15 protein-coding genes are annotated in these 16,571 nt (G+C 40.6%); 7 read left to right on the forward strand and 8 right to left on the reverse strand.

The window, feature by feature from the left end:
- Positions 1 to 98 precede the first annotated feature (98 nt).
- Positions 99 to 662 carry a nucleotide exchange factor GrpE gene (locus MB380_RS07105; RefSeq protein ID WP_101725211.1) on the forward strand — a complete coding sequence of 188 codons (564 nt, stop codon included), beginning with the start codon at positions 99 to 101 and terminating at the stop codon, positions 660 to 662.
- 88 nt (positions 663 to 750) lie between these two features.
- A complete protein-coding gene (gene dnaJ, locus MB380_RS07110) occupies positions 751 to 1,902 on the forward strand; it encodes a molecular chaperone DnaJ (protein WP_253534123.1) in 1,152 nt (383 codons plus the stop codon).
- 35 nt (positions 1,903 to 1,937) lie between these two features.
- Here dnaJ and MB380_RS07115 read toward each other — a convergent pair whose 3' ends face one another.
- Both MB380_RS07115 and MB380_RS07120 read right to left on the reverse strand, forming a co-directional pair.
- Positions 1,938 to 3,929, reverse strand: coding sequence for a tetratricopeptide repeat protein (locus tag MB380_RS07115; RefSeq protein ID WP_253534124.1), 1,992 nt, complete (start codon positions 3,927 to 3,929; stop codon positions 1,938 to 1,940).
- Positions 3,930 to 5,264 carry a hypothetical protein gene (locus MB380_RS07120; protein WP_253534125.1) on the reverse strand — a complete coding sequence of 445 codons (1,335 nt, stop codon included), beginning with the start codon at positions 5,262 to 5,264 and terminating at the stop codon, positions 3,930 to 3,932.
- Positions 5,265 to 5,578: 314 nt separating this feature from the next.
- Here MB380_RS07120 and MB380_RS07125 point away from each other — a divergent pair, with 314 nt between their 5' ends.
- Positions 5,579 to 8,563, forward strand: a complete 2,985-nt coding sequence (locus MB380_RS07125) for a DUF2723 domain-containing protein (RefSeq protein WP_253534126.1) — start codon at positions 5,579 to 5,581, stop codon at positions 8,561 to 8,563.
- 56 nt (positions 8,564 to 8,619) lie between these two features.
- On the opposite strand, the gene MB380_RS07130 is transcribed toward MB380_RS07125, so the two are convergent.
- Positions 8,620 to 9,387, reverse strand: coding sequence for a YdcF family protein (locus MB380_RS07130; RefSeq protein WP_253534127.1), 768 nt, complete (start codon positions 9,385 to 9,387; stop codon positions 8,620 to 8,622).
- Positions 9,388 to 9,502: 115 nt separating this feature from the next.
- On the opposite strand from MB380_RS07130, the gene MB380_RS07135 reads away from it, so the two are divergent.
- The gene (locus MB380_RS07135) at positions 9,503 to 10,939 is read left to right on the forward strand and encodes a TlpA family protein disulfide reductase (protein ID WP_253534128.1); all 1,437 of its coding nucleotides are present in this window, start codon (positions 9,503 to 9,505) and stop codon (positions 10,937 to 10,939) included.
- Positions 10,940 to 11,131: 192 nt separating this feature from the next.
- Entirely contained in the window at positions 11,132 to 11,524 is a 393-nt protein-coding gene (locus tag MB380_RS07140) for a RidA family protein (protein WP_101725205.1), read from the forward strand.
- On the opposite strand, the gene MB380_RS07145 is transcribed toward MB380_RS07140, so the two are convergent.
- From MB380_RS07145 to MB380_RS07165, 5 genes are all read right to left on the reverse strand, one after another.
- Complete coding sequence (locus tag MB380_RS07145; RefSeq protein ID WP_101725204.1) at positions 11,525 to 12,175, reverse strand: response regulator transcription factor; 651 nt, start codon at positions 12,173 to 12,175, stop codon at positions 11,525 to 11,527.
- Between the two features lie 9 nt (positions 12,176 to 12,184).
- Entirely contained in the window at positions 12,185 to 12,976 is a 792-nt protein-coding gene (locus MB380_RS07150) for a sensor histidine kinase (RefSeq protein WP_253534129.1), read from the reverse strand.
- Positions 12,969 to 13,652, reverse strand: a complete 684-nt coding sequence (locus tag MB380_RS07155; protein ID WP_253534130.1) for a hypothetical protein — start codon at positions 13,650 to 13,652, stop codon at positions 12,969 to 12,971. Before MB380_RS07155 ends, MB380_RS07150 begins: the two co-directional genes overlap by 8 nt.
- A gap of 24 nt (positions 13,653 to 13,676) precedes the next feature.
- Positions 13,677 to 14,150: a hypothetical protein gene (locus MB380_RS07160; protein ID WP_253534131.1), complete on the reverse strand. Its 474-nt coding sequence runs from the start codon at positions 14,148 to 14,150 to the stop codon at positions 13,677 to 13,679.
- A gap of 217 nt (positions 14,151 to 14,367) precedes the next feature.
- On the reverse strand, positions 14,368 to 14,562 hold the full coding sequence (locus MB380_RS07165; protein WP_101725200.1) for a cold-shock protein: 195 nt from the start codon (positions 14,560 to 14,562) through the stop codon (positions 14,368 to 14,370).
- Between the two features lie 203 nt (positions 14,563 to 14,765).
- Here MB380_RS07165 and MB380_RS07170 point away from each other — a divergent pair, with 203 nt between their 5' ends.
- Both MB380_RS07170 and MB380_RS07175 read left to right on the forward strand, forming a co-directional pair.
- A complete protein-coding gene (locus MB380_RS07170) occupies positions 14,766 to 14,987 on the forward strand; it encodes a PspC domain-containing protein (RefSeq protein WP_101725199.1) in 222 nt (73 codons plus the stop codon).
- Positions 14,988 to 15,191: 204 nt separating this feature from the next.
- A complete protein-coding gene (locus MB380_RS07175) occupies positions 15,192 to 16,535 on the forward strand; it encodes a M20/M25/M40 family metallo-hydrolase (protein WP_253534132.1) in 1,344 nt (447 codons plus the stop codon).
- Positions 16,536 to 16,571 lie beyond the last annotated feature (36 nt).

The following is a 16,571-nucleotide window of genomic DNA, read 5'->3' on the forward strand; positions in this document are numbered from 1 at the left end:
GGCGAACGATATGGTATTTAAAATTCTGCCATCTTGTCAGTAAATTATGTATTGGCAAAATAATTGACGATTTTTGCAAAAACAAAATTGTTGGAAAAATGGCAGAGAATAAAGAAGGACAAGAAATAACTGACGACCAAGTACAAGAAAACAGTGAAAATCTGGCAGAAGAAACTGCAGCAGAAACCCCGGCTACTGAAAGCACAGAAACAGAAGATAAACAGGCATTGCTGGAAAACCAGCTGGCCGAGGCTAAAGATAAATACCTGCGCTTGTATGCTGAGTTTGAGAACTTCCGCCGCCGCACAGCTAAAGAAAAAATTGAGACCATCCAGAATGCCTCTGAGGGCTTGATTAAAGAGTTGATTCCTGTAATTGATGATTTTGAAAGAGCCAACAAATCTTTTGAAACCGTAACAGAAATTGAACCTCTGAAAGAGGGGATATCGTTGATATTTAATAAGTTGCAAAAAACGCTGGCAGCCAAAGGCTTAAAGCCGATGGAGGCAAAAGACCAGGTTTTTGATGCCGAACTACACGAGTGCATTACCCAGTTTGCAGCCGGCGACGACAAAAAAGGATTGGTGATTGATGAGGTTGAGAAGGGGTACTTCCTGAACGATAAGGTGATTCGCTACGCCAAGGTGGTAGTGGGTAGCTAAGCAGACAATATTTTTTGAGCGCAATAGTATTGGGTAAACGGCAGGCATGGCCGGGTTCTGTTTACGCAATGCAGTATATACAATCATTATGGCACAAAAGAAAGATTATTACGAAGTATTAGGAGTAGGTAAAAACGCTACTGAAGATGAGCTGAAAAAGGCTTACCGGAAGCTGGCTATACAGTATCACCCGGATAAAAACCCGGGCGACAAGGCCGCCGAGGAGAAGTTTAAAGAAATAGCTGAAGCCTACGGGGTGTTGTCTGATGCCGAGAAACGTCAGCGGTACGATCAGTTCGGGCATCAGGGTGTAGGTGGTGCCGCTGGTGGCTATGGTGGCGCAGGTGTCAATATGGAGGATATCTTCAGCAGTGTCTTTGGTGACGACAGTCCGTTCGGTAGCTTTTTTGGCGGTGGTGGCAGACGCGGAGGTGGTGGCCAGCCGGTAAGAAAAGGCTCTGACTTGCGTATCAAGCTGAAACTGGACCTGGAAGAAATTGCCAACGGTGTTGAGAAAAAAATAAAAGTAAAACGCTATGTGGCCTGTAATACGTGTAGCGGTAATGGGTCGAAGAACGGTAACTCGCTCAAGACCTGCCAGACCTGTAACGGCTCGGGGCAGATACGCAAGGTGGTAAGCACCATGCTGGGCCAGATGGTATCTACCAGTACCTGCCATACCTGTAATGGCGAAGGCAAGGTAATTGTAGACCGTTGCGAAGTGTGTTTTGGCGAAGGCCGTGTACTGAACGAAGACCTGATTTCTATTAAAATACCTGCCGGGGTAGGCGAGGGCATGCAATTGTCTATGACAGGCAAGGGTAACGTACCCACCCGAGGTGGTGTGGCCGGAGACCTGCTGATAGTAATAGAAGAAGAAGAACACCCCGAACTGAAACGCGACGGCAGCAATATTATTTTTGATTTGAAACTGAACTTTGCCGATGCCGTATTGGGCAAAGATGCCGAAATACCCACCATTGGCGGCAAGGTGAAAATCAATATCAAGCCGGGAACCCAACCCGGAGAAGTGCTGCGCCTGAAAGGCAAAGGCCTGAAAGAAATAAACAGCTACAGCATTGGCGACCAGTTGGTGCATATTAATATTTATACCCCAACCAGCGTAAGCCCCGACGAAAAGGCCATACTGGAAAAACTAAGGGAAGCCCCGAATTTCCAGCCCAGAGCTACCAAAAACGACAAAAGTTTCTTTGACAGAATGAAAGATTTCTTTCATTAAGATGATGAAGCCCTCTGCACTGAGGGCTTTGTTGTTTATGGGGTATTTAGATTGTTTAAGGCATTTTGTGCCCAATTAAGATTATTCTGATATTCTTTAGCTTGGGGGACTGCTTCTACCAATTCAGACCAGAGTTTCTCCGCTTTTTTATAATAATTGAATGCTTCTTTTGAATTTGTACTTTTATAGAAAGTGCCGAGTTTGGAATAAGAAATGGCCAAACCGTTTTTGAAAGAAACCTGATTGGGATAGTCTCTGTAAAGTTCGTGAAAAAGGTTGGTTTCTTTCTGAAAGAAATCTAAAGCGTTTGTCAGGTTACCCATTGTCTGGTTGAGTTCCCCTAATTTTTCATAAGAAATGGCCAGATTGTTTTTGAAATCAACCTGATTGGGAAAGTCTTTGTAGAGTTCTTCACAGAGTTGATTATACTTCTGAAAGAACTCTAAAGCGTTTGTTAGGTTACCCATTGCCTGGTTGAGGTCGCCTAATCTTTCATAAGAAATGGCCAGACCGTTTTTGAAAGAGACCTGGTTGGGATGGTCTTTGTAGAGTTCTTCACAGAGTTGATTATACTTCTGAAAGAACTCTAAAGCGTTTGTCAGGTTACCCATTGCCTGGTTGAGGTTGCCTAATCTGGAATAAGAAATGGCCAGACCTCTTTTAAAATCAACCTGATTGGGATAATCTTTGTGGAGTTCTTCACAGAGCTGATTATATTTCTGAAAGTACTCTAAAGCGTTTGTCAGGTTACCCATTGCCTGGTTGAGGTCGCCTAATCTGGAATAAGAAATGGCCAGATTCTTTTTGAAATCAACCTGATTGGGAAAGTCTTTGTAGAGTTCTTCACCTAGCTTATTTCTTTTCTGAAAGAACGCTAAAGCGTTTGTTAGGTTACCCATTGCCTGGTTGAGGTCACCTAATTTTTCATAAGAAATGGCCAAACCGTTTTTGAAATCAACCTGATTGGGATAATCTTTGTGGAGTTCTTCACAGAGCTGATTATACTTCTGAAAGAACTCTAAAGCGTTTGGCAGGTTACCCATTGCCTGGTTGAGGCCGCCTAGTTTTGAATATGAAATGGCTAAATCATTTTTAAAAGAAACCTGATTGGGAAATTCTTTGTAGAGTTCTTCAAGTATTTTTACTGCTTTTTCAAAAGCCTCTAGGGCAAGATTAATTTTACCTTCGTTTGAGTAGATAGCACCGAGCCTTTCATAGCATATAGCTTCCAAATGTTTAGATTTTGCAAAATGCAAAGCTCGTTGGTAATGAGTAATTGCATCCTCATAAGAATAAGTTAACCTATATATTTCAGCAATATCAAAGATTATGCTATCATTCAAAAGATTCAAATGATTGTAATACAATTGAAGAATATTAAGCGCTTCTTCAGTTTGACCATTCTCAGCATATTTTTTTGCTAAAGGAAGCCCAATTGTTTGTGCAATTTGTTCTTTCGAGCCTGAACTATCACTTAACTGTTTTTCTAAAATCCTGATACTACTTTCATTTAATTTTATATTTGAATCAAATTCGACGCTATCATCCAAATTGTTTAAAGCGGATAAATCTTTAATAGAAGGTTCGGATAGCTGTTGTTCAAAACGGATATTCGTAAATAACCGCTGACTATACAGGTCGTGGGCTTGGTTACTAATTTTAACTAGGGCATTATCTGTTACCCAAAAAACAATGGGTTTATTTAACTCAATCAGACTTTCACGGGTATAATTAAAAGTATTAACAAAAGATGTTCTTTTTTTGATTAACTCTGATAAGTTCATTATCAAAACCCCGGAATGGTTCTCTAGTGCATCTTCTATCTGTTGAATAAATGGTGTGTCAGAATCTGCAAGAAATAAAATACTAACAGAAGGTATTTCTACTTTTAGCCTATTACTTACTATCGGAATCAAACGTTGATCTACAGCTGTGGCAAAGCAATAGCCAGTCTCTTTGGGTTGAGATAAAAAGCGTTTTAAACGATTATATTTCTTTTCAGAATCATCAGAAAGTAATATGTCCATTTATAAAAGTCCTTTTCTTTCTAAAATTTTTCTTACCACAGGATGCACTGCTCCCCAGAATTCACCGTTATAACCTAAGACACAAAGAGTTTGTCGTAACTTAAGCATTAGAAGCGTGTTTTCAAATTGGCCGGTTTCTACCAATTTTAATAACTCATCATAAATTTTTTCAACCGGAAAATACTGACCCTCAATTTTTTCATCCGTTAAGTTGTTTTGATAATCTTGAATCAGGTTTTGTAATGATTTTTGGTAATCGCCTTCTCTTATTTTTTCTCTTTCTTCATCTATCGCAAAATTGGCAGCTTCACGAATCAATAAAAACAAATCTCTAAGGCAACCCCCACTCATCAGAATCATGTCCTTCAAAATACTCTGATTTTCAAAAATATTTAAGTCCATGCGTTTTTCTACAATGCTAATTAAAGTAGTTATTCCATTTGCTGACTCTTCTCCAGTCTTTTCTTTTACCTTTATCATAGGTAACTCATATCGCTCTGCAAAAAATGGCTTTATATGGTTAAAATAGCTGCTATAATACAGTGCTATCGGAAAAGTAAAAATTATATTTACTTCTAGCTGAGTAATTTGCCCAGCGTGGTTCACAAATAAGTCTTTTGAAGATTCTAAAGAGACTTTGTCTAAATCTTCAACAATTATCAGCAAGTTATCTTTATTAATTTTGTGTAATTGTAGTCTTATTTCATTAATTAAAAGGTTACAGTTTTCAATTAAATCAGCTAATCTTGGCTCAATTTCATTTTTAAGTACTTCTTTGAATGATCTACTCGCCTTAGCAGTGGCTTTTAATTTTGCAAAGAATTTTTGTATATAAGGGATACCAAATGAGGAATCTGCACCTGCTTCAAACTCAGCACCAAAATATTTATCTTTTACCCGTGTGATTTCCGTACTTGTTTCCCAAAGTCGTATTCTTTCAAGATAGTCCTCATTAAGTTCAAGGCCATTTTCTACTACTACATCAAATAGCTTTTCCATTGTCACAATAAAAAGCTCAATATAATTGATGTTTTCGGGGTCAAGTTCTTTAAAAACTGAATAATGTAATACTAAATATTTATCTCCTTTATCAATAATGTCCTGCTTTAACTTATTTAGTTCGGTACTTTTACCACAACCTTTATATCCTACAAATAGTACATGGCACGGCAAGTCATTTATGCTTTCCAGCTGTCGGTAAATTCGCTTGCGAAAGGGTGTGCCACCTCTGGCATTATCTGTTTCTAAATACAAATCCAAATCCTCCACACTTAATGGCGTACCTAAAAATGCTCTTGCTACATTATCAATAGAAGCTGCTTTAACTATTTTCATATTTGCTGTTATATATCTACAAAAGTAGTTTTTGTTCTGGAGAATAAAAACATTTAAAAATAAAGAGTTTCTGGCAAAATACTTATCCTATTGCAGAGTTATTGTAAACTAATAACTTCATTAAAAACGTCATTAAAAGCTGAGAGGTTCCCATTTCTTTTATAATGCAACCTCTTCCCGCTTCCCCCTTTTAACATAATTTAAGTTCGTTTTTAAGGATACTCTGACCTAAATTCTCTATTTTTGAGCCTCATTGTGATTTGGGAACCGAAACTATCCTGAACTAAAGCATTTAAACATTTATTTACTATCAAATGAACAATTTTAAAAGGCTTAATAATATTGTAGGCTGGGCTATATTTGCCATTTCATTGATTTCTTACACTTTAACGGTTGAACCCACAGCCAGTTTCTGGGACTGCGGCGAGTTTATTGCCTGCGCCTACAAACTACAGGTGCCTCACCCTGCCGGTGCTCCGTTGTTTCTGTTAATTGGCCGCATGGCCTCTTTGCTGGCAGGTAGCGACGTAACCAAAGTGGCGCTGATGATAAACATGGTGTCGGTTATAGCCAGTGCATTTACAATCTTATTTATGTTCTGGACCATCTCTTTGCTGGCGCGTAAGGTGTTCGGCAAAAAAGGTGAAGAACTCAACTCATCAGAGATTATTCTGGTTTTAGGTGCCAGTGCTGTTGGTTCTCTGGTATACGCTTTCTCTGATTCATTCTGGTTTTCAGCAGTTGAAGCCGAGGTTTATGGTATGTCATCTTTCTTTACGGCCATTGTGGTTTGGGCGGCTTTCAGATGGGAGTTGATAGAAGACGAGTCAGACGCTAACCGCTGGTTGGTTTTTATTGCCTATCTGGTAGGGTTGTCAATCGGTGTGCACTTACTGAATCTGGTAACTATTCCGGCGCTGGCCTTAATCTATTATTATAAAAAGACCAAAAAAGTAACATGGAAAGGTGGCATTATTGCCTTTCTGATAGGTATGGTGGTGTTGGGCATTGTTAATGTTGGCGTTATTACGGGTATACCGTCGCTGGCGTTCACTTTCGAGAAATTGTTTGTCAATGTGTTTGGTATGCCTTTCAGTTCAGGTAGTTTGTTCTTTGTTGTGTTTTTGATAGGCTCTTTAGCTTATGCTATTTTCTATACCAATAAAAAAGGAATGGTCGTTGCCAATACGGCATTGGTTTCGTTTGCTTTTATATTGATAGGCTATTCAAGCTACACCATTGCTTTGATACGCTCAAATTACAATCCGCCTATCAACGAAAACAACCCGAGCAACGTATTAACCTACGTATCGTACCTGAAACGTGAGCAATATGGCAGCCGCCCGCTGTTATACGGCCCTGTATTTACAGGCAAGCTGGAGTCTATCGAAAACGGTGACCCTATCTACAAAATAGGTAAAGATAAATATGAGGTTTACGACCACAAGCCAAATTATATATGGGGGCCAAACAGCGAAAGCCTTTTGCCGCGTATGTGGAGCACAGATGCTAACCACCAGGCGGTGTACCGTCAGGAAATGGGCTTGTCGCCTGAGCAAAAACCTACGCTTATAACCAATGTCATGTATATGTTCAAACGTCAGATGGGTTACATGTACTGGCGTTACTTTACCTGGAATTTCTGGGGGCGGTCAAGCGACATTGAAGGGGCCGGGCCGACTAATATTTTTGAGTCGAAGAGTGCATTGCCTCCGGCAGTAAAAGAAAACCGTGCCAGAACCAACTTCTTTGGTTTGCCTGTTATTTTGGGTATTCTTGGTTTATTATACCATTATTTCCGTCGCGAGCGAGATGCCCTCGTGTTATTCCTGTTATTTCTGTTTACAGGTCTGGCACTGGTGGTATTCCTGAATGCACCACCGATTGAGCCACGCGAGCGTGATTATATCTACGTGGGTTCGTTCTATATCTGGGCAATCTGGATTGGCTTGGGTGTAATGGGCTTGTTCGACTACGTGTTCAAGTTTATAAAAAATGTGCAGTCAAGAGCCATTGCCTCAACGGCTGTTGGTTTGGTAGTGCCTTTAATTATGTTGCCACAGGCATGGAGAGGCCATGACCGTTCGAACCGTTATCACCAGATAGATTTTGCTAAAAACCTGCTTAACTCTTGTGACAAAGATGCCATATTGTTTACAGGTGGCGATAACGACACTTTCCCGCTATGGTATGTGCAGGAGGTAGAAGGTTTCAGAACAGACGTGCGCGTTTGTAACCTGAGCCTTTTAGGAACCGACTGGTACTGCGAGCAGATGAAACGTAAAACCTATGAGTCAGACCCACTGCCGATTACGTTCTCAACCGACCAGCTACTAAGTGGTGTAAATGACCAGATTCCGTTTGTAGAGCGTTTGCAGGCACCCATTAACCTGAAAGAGTTTCTGGAACTGGTAAAGAAAAATGACCCTGCTATACAGATACCACTGACAACCGGTGAGAGTATTAACTCTTTGCCGTCAGACAGCCTCTTCCTGACCTACAATGTTGAGGATGTGAAAAAACTGGGCTTTGTAGCCAAACAGTATGAGCCGTATCTGAACGGACAAATGGTGTGGAACATAGGCAAACGTGATTTGTTGAAAAATGATTTGATGCAACTGGAAATGATTGCACAGAACAACTGGAAAAGACCTATCTATTTTGCAGGTACACTGGCCAGCGACAATTACCTGAACCTGCGTGAATACATGCAGCTGGAAGGCTACGCTTACCGCCTGATGCCATTTAAAGTAGCGGATGGTGAAGACGGCTTTGTAAATACAGACGTAATGTATGAGAAGATGCTAAAGAAAATGGCATGGAGAGAGATGAATAATCCGAAAGTATATTACGATTCTGAAACGTATCTGAAGGTTCCTATTATCACGGCTCGTCTGGCATTTCTGAGACTGACCGACCAATTGATTAGAGAAGGTAAAAAAGACAAAGCCAAAGAAGTATTAGATTATGCCAACAGGGTTCTGCCGGATGCGGCTATTCCTTACGACCAGCTTTGTACCAATTACGTAATGTATTACTTTGAAGTGGGCGACCCTAAAAAAGCAATGGAAATTGCCGAAGTAATAACCAAACGTGCCGACGAGAACCTGGCTTATTTTACCGAAAAAGCTACCCGAACAAGTGCCGAATGGATGCCGGATAACGTACAGCAGTTTATTGAAATTAGCCTGAGAAACCTGCAGATTATTTCAAATGTATGCAATCGTAACGGTCAGGAAGCTGCCGCCAAAAAGTATGAGGCAATTTACAACAAACACTATTCAAGATTAAGCAGATAACCTGCCCAGAGCAATAAACACCGGAGGGGCTTCTGAAAGGAGGCCCCTCCGGTGTTTTATAGCCAGCCAGCCAGTTTGTAGCTTACATAACCAATCATTTCTCTGATAATTAAATGGGCAGTACGCATGGGCGATGTATCGGGTACGAACTGAACAAGGGCCCATGTTCTGTTGCCGGAAATGTAATTAGAGCCATAAGGTGTAACCTTTACTCCGGCTTTGATGAAACAGCCCGTGGCTCTTTTCTGATGAAATGCCGAGGTAATCAGCAGGCAGGTTTCGCCTGCAAAGTGCTTCCGCAACAGGGCGGCTGTGTTTACGGCATTTTCTCTGGTGTTGGTTGATTGGTCTTCCTTAAAAATGTCTTTCGTCGGCACGCCAGAAACAACCAGGTATCTGGCTATCTGGTCAATTTCTCTGGTGGGCCTTTCGCCAAGTATTGGTATCTCGCCGCCACTGATAATGATTTTTTTTATTTTACCAGCTTTATACAATTGAATGGCCTGAGCCGCTCTGTCGGCTGAGCCCCCCAGAAATATATTTTCTTCAGGTGTTTTGGCGGTGTTAATTATCCCGCCCGTAAGAAGAATGCCGACATCATGAGGCGGCACAGCCGCAATAGATGTTGGTGGTATTTCCCAAAGCCGGGCTATTTCATCAACAAAGAAAGGAGTAGAAATAAAGTAAAAAAACAGAAGGGCCGCAAGCAGCAGTTTCCTCGATTGGTTTCTGTTTTTTGTAATAAAAGCCAGCACAAGCAGAATAAGTATAATGCCTGCCGGCATAAGCACAAAAGCAAAAATCTTTGAAACAATATGAAACATGCCCTGGCGTTAAATTTGATGACAATATTTGAGAGTTTAACAAGCAATTAACTCGAACTCATAAATTAAGCACTTATATTTGCTATTTAACATATTAAGACTAAAAAATAAGAATATGCTCTCTGTAAAACACCGGACACACCTGTTTCTTATCGCATTTTTGTTTTCAATTGTCAGCTTATTTGCCCAGCAGCCGGGGCATTCTATTAAAGTAAGGCTCAAAGGTATGCCCGAAGGCCGAACCTGCCATCTGGCGCATTTTTTCGGGTATAATCAATACATAAAGGTTGACTCGGCCAGGGTAGAAAACGGTATGCTTGATTTTAAAGGCAAAGACCCTCTGAAAGGTGGTATCTATCTGATTGTTTTATCGCCCACCAAATATTACGATTTTGCAGTTGATGGCAAAGAGCAGTTTATGGAAATAGAGAGCGATACCACCGACTTTGTGGGCAAAGTAAAATTTAAAGGTTCAAAAGAAAACGATTTACTTTTTACCTACCGCAAGTTTCTGCAAGATAAAAATAAAGAAGCAGAGGCTGTGAATAATGCTGCCAGAGGAAAAAATGACCCGGCCACCCAGGATAACGTAAGAAAACAAATGGCGCAGATTCAGGCTGATGTTGAGGCATACATGAAAGCCTTTACCAAAAACAATGCCGGCACATTTGTAGCAAAGGTTGTAAAAAGCAATGTTGAACCCGAGCTGCCCACAGTTTTACCTAAAAAGGCAAATGGCAGGCCAGATTCTACCTATTTGTTTAATTATTATAAAGCCCACTTTTTTGATCATATAGATTTTGCCGATGAGCGCCTGTTGCGCTCGCCTTTTCTGCATTCAAGGCTCGAACGTTACTTTAAAGACCTGGTGTATCAGGTAACTGACTCTATCAATAGAGATGCCGACAGGGTTTTGAAGCTGGCTAAGGGAAATACAGAAGTTTACAGATTTGTGCTGTGGCAGATAACCAACAAATATGAAAACTCTGAAATAGTGGGGCTTGATGGTGTATTTGTGCATCTGGCTGAAAATTATTATCTGAAAAACGCACCCTGGCTGGATTCAACCCAGAGAGCTAAATTCAAAGAGAGAGTAGATATAATGAAACCGCTACAAACCGGGCTGGTGTTTCCGCAGTTGATTGTTACTGACTCAACAGGTAGAGAACACACACCCATGCAAAGCAAAACCAAATATACCGTTGTTTATTTTTATGATCCAGACTGCGGCCATTGCCGCGACTCAGCCCCGAAGCTGGTAAATTTTTACAACGCTAACAAAGGAAAGGTTACCGTTTACAACATAAGTATCATAAACGACAGGAAGAAAATCAGCAGCTTTATAAACACCTACAAAACCAATGAGCTGATAAACGTATGGGACACCAGAAACAGATATGTTTATGCAAAAGACTTTGATGTTTACTCAACGCCAACCAATTACATACTTGATAAAAACAAAAGAATAATAGCGAGGAGGATTCCGGTAGAAAAAATTGAAGATTTTCTGAATTTCTATGACCGCCAGCAGTCGCAAAAAGTAGCTAATTAACCAAATTTGCCTGGTCAAAAGCAACAGCCACTCATGAGAACGGTTGTTGCTTTTTTTATTATCCGTACACTTTTTTGGTAAGAAAAATTAAGCTCAATATTACGGCAGTGTTATCAGATTGATAAAAATGATGCAGAATTTGTAAAAGGCTTTTTTTCTTCTAACTTTGCCCGCCAAATCTTAATAAAATTTATGAGTCGAATCAATATATCTACAGGTGCAAAGTGGGAAGACATTGTCGGGTATTCCAGAGCAGTAAAAATTGGTAATGTTATTGAAGTAACCGGTACCGTTGCTACCGATAACAGTGGGGAGCTTGTGGGTAAAAACGATGTATATATTCAAACCAAGTTTATTATTCTAAAGGCAGAGAAGGTGCTTGAACAACTGGGAGCCAGCCTGAAAGACGTTATACGCACGCGTATATTTACTACTGATATTTCAAAATGGGAAGCCATAGGCAAAGCGCATGGCGAGTTTTTTGGTGTTATAAAACCATGTACAACAATGGTAGAAGTTAAAGCCCTGATTGGCGAAGATTATCTGGTTGAGATTGAATTCTCTGCCGTGCTGGAAAACAAGTAATCAGACCAGGTGGTTTTTAATAGCAAAAGCCACCAGCCCTGCTGTATTTTTTACGCCCAGTTTTTCTATCATCCGTAGCCGGTGCCCTTCTACAGTTCTGGGGCTGAGAGACATCTTGTCGCCGATTTCTACGGTTGAAAGGCCGTCGCAGATGTGCTTCAGAACCTCTTCTTCACGTTCAGACAGGTCTGTTTTATAGTTGAATATTTTCTTTTCCTGTTGGTTCTTTCTGGTCATTTTGCGCAGCATTACCTTGCTTGCAAAATCGCTGAAATAAGTACCCGTTTCCACTACTTTTTTAATGGCTTTTTCTACCTCTTCGGGGTCGCTGTCTTTCAGCAGGTAACCGCTTGCGCCTGTCTCCATCATGTGCATCACATATTTGTCTTCATCATGCATAGAGAGTATCAGCACCTTTGTTTTCGGAAATTTCTCCTTAACAATCTCGGTAGCTTTCGTGCCATCTAACTGTGGCATCTGAATATCCATCAGAATAACGTCAACTGTTGTATGTTGCAGCTTATGAAGCAGCTCAAGGCCATTGGTAGCTTCCATTACCACTTCAAAACCGGAAACCTGTTCCAGAATCGAAATCATGCCTTTTCTGAAAAGGCTATGATCATCTACTACTGCAATTCTGATATTTGACATAACAAATAACTAAGATAATAACGGAATCTCTATGGTTGAACTCGTTCCTTTGTCCAGAATCGACTGAATAGCAAATGTGCCATTCACTACGCTCAGACGGCTTTCTATGTTTCGCAGACCCAAACCAGACTTTACGTCTTTTTTTACCGCTTCCAGGTTAAATCCTTTACCGTTATCAGTGAATACAAAGCTAAGTTTTTTGTTCAGAAGCGACAGCTTGAGGGTTATCTCTTGTGCTTCGGCGTGTTTCAGGGCGTTGTTAACCAGCTCCTGGGCTATCCGGTACACAGTCAGTTCAATTTTATTATCAAACCTTTGGGTGTCGTCTATGCCTTCATGGTTAAAAATAAACAGTACTCCGGTGGCTATGTGTATTTTCTGAATAAACTCGTCAATGGCTATAATTAATCCAAAATCTTCAAGCGTGCTGGGTACAAGTTCGCGCGATATTCTTCGCACCTGGCTGATTGATTCTTCCAGAAACTCCTTGGTTTGCTGGCCCTGCTCTATCACTTCGCCTGAGGTATCTATTTTTTTTAGTAACTGATTAAAGCTCATCTTGGTTACCGAAAGCATGGCGCCTACCTCATCATGCAGGTCTTTGGCTATACGGCGTCTTTCAACTTCCTGAACCTCCAGCGACGACTCAAGCAAGCGTTTATGCATCTCGGCCTTAAGCTCCTGAATATTCATCTTTTGCTCTGCTTGTTTTTTCTTATAATACACCACAAACAAAATGCAAAAGATAATTAGTACCAGAAGCCCCGCGGAACCCAGAAATATAAGCTGCAGGTCACTCATCTTTATGACTGTTGTACAAAAAGTTACTGTAATAAAATGCCAGCGAGACCGTAAAATGGAATACAAAACTAAGGGCTGAGTTTATTCCCCAGGTAATTTGCGTGGTGGATATGGCCGCCTTTACCAGAAACAAATTTACAAAGAGGCTTCCACCAAAATAGAATAACAGCCCAACACTTACCCAAAAGTAGGAAAATTTTGTGATATTTTCGACTTTTAAATCCTGTAGCAGCTCATAGAAATAAGCCAGCACAATTACGAGTATAATCAGACTTGATGCTGTGTAGGTATATTGATTAAAAGAGCCGGTATTCAATTTGGTAAGCGAGCCAGAGGGGATTTCAAGAATGGCACAGATAGTGAAAATGAAAGAGGCTGAAATAATAAATAAACGCCAATATTTATAGTGCAGTAGCCTGTAGTAAAACCATACAATAAGGTAAAAACCCAGTACAGACTGCCAGTTGTAAAAAAATAAAGTGTTAAAGTTTTTAAGTCCTGAGTAATAGAGTAAATCTGAGGTTACTCCGAAAGTGTTTCTGATGAGTGTAAGAATAACATACACAGCAAGTATTCTTAGTTCAGCGCTAAGATATTTTCTTTTAAATAGTATGATTAACGCCGGAATAAGAATACTTACTTCTGAAACCGTTGAAAAGAGCATTAGTCCGTTCATTCGATTAGTTTCGTCCTTTTAAATTTAATTTTGGCCGTACGGTGGTTGAGGAGAACCGCCTCCCAGTCCATTGCCATTCGGGTCGTCGCCGTTTCCGCCAAGGCCAATCATAATGTCATTGCCTTTTTCATCTACCGCAACAAGAAATAATCTTGGCCTCATTTCAGGGTCTCCACCTTCAATTGGCTCTGTAGAAATCTGGGTTAATCCGGTTTCGGGGTTAATTTTTTCATAGGCAAGTCCGTAATAAACTCTGATACCAACCACTGTGGCTTGTTTTTGGGCAATTGCAATTAAATTTTCAATGCTTTTGATACCAAAAAACTCTGCATCTCTTATGGTGTTATCAATTATAAATCTCGAATCATAAGAATTTTGTCTGCTAGGTGCAGCCACATCTTTTTTGAATTGGTTCGAGTAATCCTTTGTAGAAGAAACCGAACATATAGTTCCTATGTTTTCAGCTTCTTTTAGGGAGTAAGGCCAATTTTCTGTCATGATAGTGAGTTGTTTTAATGGTTAAATAAAAGGATAATTGTTTTGTAGTGTTTTAGAAAACTCACCGAAATATATGAGTTAGTTTTAAAAGAATTGTTAAAATACGTAAAAACCCCTGATGAATTAAGTGTTTTTACGCGAAAGCAAAAAATAAAACCTCACTATTGTTCACAATAGTGAGGTTTCTGAAATGAGCTCAATCGTACTTAGAAAAAAATTATATTTTTTTCACGTTGACTGCATTCAAACCTTTACGGCCTTCGACAACTTCGTATTCAACTGTATCGTTTTCACGAATTTTTCTGCCGCCTAGTCCAGTCACATGAACGAAGATCTCTTGCCCTGAAGCGTCATCAACGATAAATCCAAAGCCTTTGGTCTCGTTGAAGAATTTTACTACACCTGTTTGCATTGAAATTGAAAATTAAAAGAAAATGAAAAATTGAATCGCAATGTACATATTTTTAATGATAGTGCAAGTTTTTTGATAAATTTATTAGGACAAAACTCATATTTATTTGCACAAAAATGTATCGGGCTATATTAAAAAATTGTAGTTTTATTGTTTATAAGGATATTATTAGTAGATTCGTAATAACTTTGTGAAAAAAAGAAATGATACGCCTAAGATACCTAGTAGAAAACCAGCTTTTCGGGGTTTGTTCCCGTCTGGGAGAGAAGCTTAACTTCTCAGCAAGTAGCGTGAGGTTGTATTTTATCTACGCTTCTTTTTTTACCTTCGGTTCGCCGATTATCATCTACCTTGTTCTGGCGTTCTGGATGGAAGCCAGAAAGCATCTGCGTCGTCATAAAAACCCCACCGTCTGGGAGTTTTAGTGCCGTAAGTATCTTCGTTAAGTATATTGTATTTAAGGGCAGTACTTCGTATTTGCCTATAATGTTGTTTTTCAGAAATTCGCGTTTTCTTCGTTGCATATAAAGGCAAGTTGATTGGTAATCTTGCCTAAAAAATGTATTTTTGAAAAAACGAAATCTATAAACACTTCCTGACAGACACGTATGAAGAAAATCTTCTTTCCAATGCTTTTTTTAGCGCACATTGGCTTTGCGCAGCAAAATCCGGACAGCCTGCAAATCAGAAAAATCTATGATGAGATTCTGACAAAAGGCGAATGTTACAATGTATTGACTTACCTGTGTAAGAATATCGGGCCGCGCCTAAGCGGGTCTGCCGGGGCAGCAAAGGCTGTGCAATACACCAAAAAAGTAATGGAAGATTACCGTTTTCCAAAAGTGTTTTTACAAGATGTAATGGTGCCGCACTGGGTGCGCGGTGCTAAGGAAGATGCCTACATTGAAACCGGTAAGGCCAAAATGAAGGTGCCGATTGTAGCCCTGGGTGGCTCAGTTGCTACTCCGCCCACCGGAATTAAGGCAGAGGTAATTGAGGTGAAAAGCTTTGAAGAACTGAAAGCTTTGGGAGAAGCAAAAGTTAAGGGCAAAATAGTGTTGTTTAACCGCCCGATGGACCCTACCAAAATTAATACCTTTGAGGCTTACGCCGGGGCTGTGCAGCAACGTGGTAATGGCGCTTCTGAAGCCGCCAGATACGGTGCAGTAGGTGCTATTATACGCTCAATGACTACCCTGCAAGACGATAACCCCCATACCGGAGGTATGAGATATGCACCGGGCATACCAATGATACCTACGGCGGCCATCAGCACTAACGGAGCTGATAAGCTGAGTAAGCTATTAAAGGAGAACCCGAAATTGAAATTCTATTTCAAACAGAGTTGCGAAACACTGCCCGATGCGCCATCGCACAATGTAATTGGTGAAATTAAAGGCACCGAAAAGCCGGATGAGATTATTGTAGTTGGCGGGCATTTAGACTCTTGGGACCTTGCAGAGGGCGCCCAGGATGACGGAGCAGGGTGCGTACAGGCAATTGAAGTATTGCGCACACTGAATGCACTGGGAATAAAACCGAAGCGTACCATACGAGTAGTGATGTACATGAACGAAGAGAACGGTTTGAGAGGTGGAACCAAATATGCCGACCTGGCCAAACAAAACAACGAAAAACACATTGCAGCCATTGAGTCAGACAACGGTGGTTTTGCACCCCGTGGCTTTGGCATGGTAGGTACCAACGAGCAGATAGCTAAAGTAGAAGTGTATAAAAAGCTATTGGCACCTTATGGGCTGGCAGAAATTGGCCGTGGTAGCGGTGGGGCAGATATTGGCCCTTTGGGTAATCAGGGTACATTATTGATTGGTTTCAAACCAGATTCGCAACGGTATTTTGATTTTCATCATGCGCAAACTGATAACCTGGATGCCGTTAATGAAAGAGAACTGAAACTGGGTGCCGCCTCAATGGCAGCACTGGTTTACCTGATTGATAAATATGGTCTTTAATGGTATAGCAACTGAGCCCCGTCGGTCAAAGGGGCT

The organism is Emticicia sp. 21SJ11W-3, assembly GCF_024138715.1.
In the GTDB taxonomy this organism is placed as follows: domain Bacteria; phylum Bacteroidota; class Bacteroidia; order Cytophagales; family Spirosomataceae; genus Emticicia; species Emticicia fluvialis.

What these genes read in the sequence shown, in the direction of transcription:
- MB380_RS07105 (WP_101725211.1), top strand. Translation starts at nt 99, where the DNA reads ATGGCAGAGAATAAAGAAGGACAAGAAATAACTGACGACCAAGTACAA.
- dnaJ (WP_253534123.1), top strand. Translation starts at nt 751, where the DNA reads ATGGCACAAAAGAAAGATTATTACGAAGTATTAGGAGTAGGTAAAAAC.
- MB380_RS07115 (WP_253534124.1), bottom strand. Translation starts at nt 3,929, where the DNA reads ATGGACATATTACTTTCTGATGATTCTGAAAAGAAATATAATCGTTTA.
- MB380_RS07120 (WP_253534125.1), bottom strand. Translation starts at nt 5,264, where the DNA reads ATGAAAATAGTTAAAGCAGCTTCTATTGATAATGTAGCAAGAGCATTT.
- MB380_RS07125 (WP_253534126.1), top strand. Translation starts at nt 5,579, where the DNA reads ATGAACAATTTTAAAAGGCTTAATAATATTGTAGGCTGGGCTATATTT.
- MB380_RS07130 (WP_253534127.1), bottom strand. Translation starts at nt 9,387, where the DNA reads ATGTTTCATATTGTTTCAAAGATTTTTGCTTTTGTGCTTATGCCGGCA.
- MB380_RS07135 (WP_253534128.1), top strand. Translation starts at nt 9,503, where the DNA reads ATGCTCTCTGTAAAACACCGGACACACCTGTTTCTTATCGCATTTTTG.
- MB380_RS07140 (WP_101725205.1), top strand. Translation starts at nt 11,132, where the DNA reads ATGAGTCGAATCAATATATCTACAGGTGCAAAGTGGGAAGACATTGTC.
- MB380_RS07145 (WP_101725204.1), bottom strand. Translation starts at nt 12,175, where the DNA reads ATGTCAAATATCAGAATTGCAGTAGTAGATGATCATAGCCTTTTCAGA.
- MB380_RS07150 (WP_253534129.1), bottom strand. Translation starts at nt 12,976, where the DNA reads ATGAGTGACCTGCAGCTTATATTTCTGGGTTCCGCGGGGCTTCTGGTA.
- MB380_RS07155 (WP_253534130.1), bottom strand. Translation starts at nt 13,652, where the DNA reads ATGAACGGACTAATGCTCTTTTCAACGGTTTCAGAAGTAAGTATTCTT.
- MB380_RS07160 (WP_253534131.1), bottom strand. Translation starts at nt 14,150, where the DNA reads ATGACAGAAAATTGGCCTTACTCCCTAAAAGAAGCTGAAAACATAGGA.
- MB380_RS07165 (WP_101725200.1), bottom strand. Translation starts at nt 14,562, where the DNA reads ATGCAAACAGGTGTAGTAAAATTCTTCAACGAGACCAAAGGCTTTGGA.
- MB380_RS07170 (WP_101725199.1), top strand. Translation starts at nt 14,766, where the DNA reads ATGATACGCCTAAGATACCTAGTAGAAAACCAGCTTTTCGGGGTTTGT.
- MB380_RS07175 (WP_253534132.1), top strand. Translation starts at nt 15,192, where the DNA reads ATGCTTTTTTTAGCGCACATTGGCTTTGCGCAGCAAAATCCGGACAGC.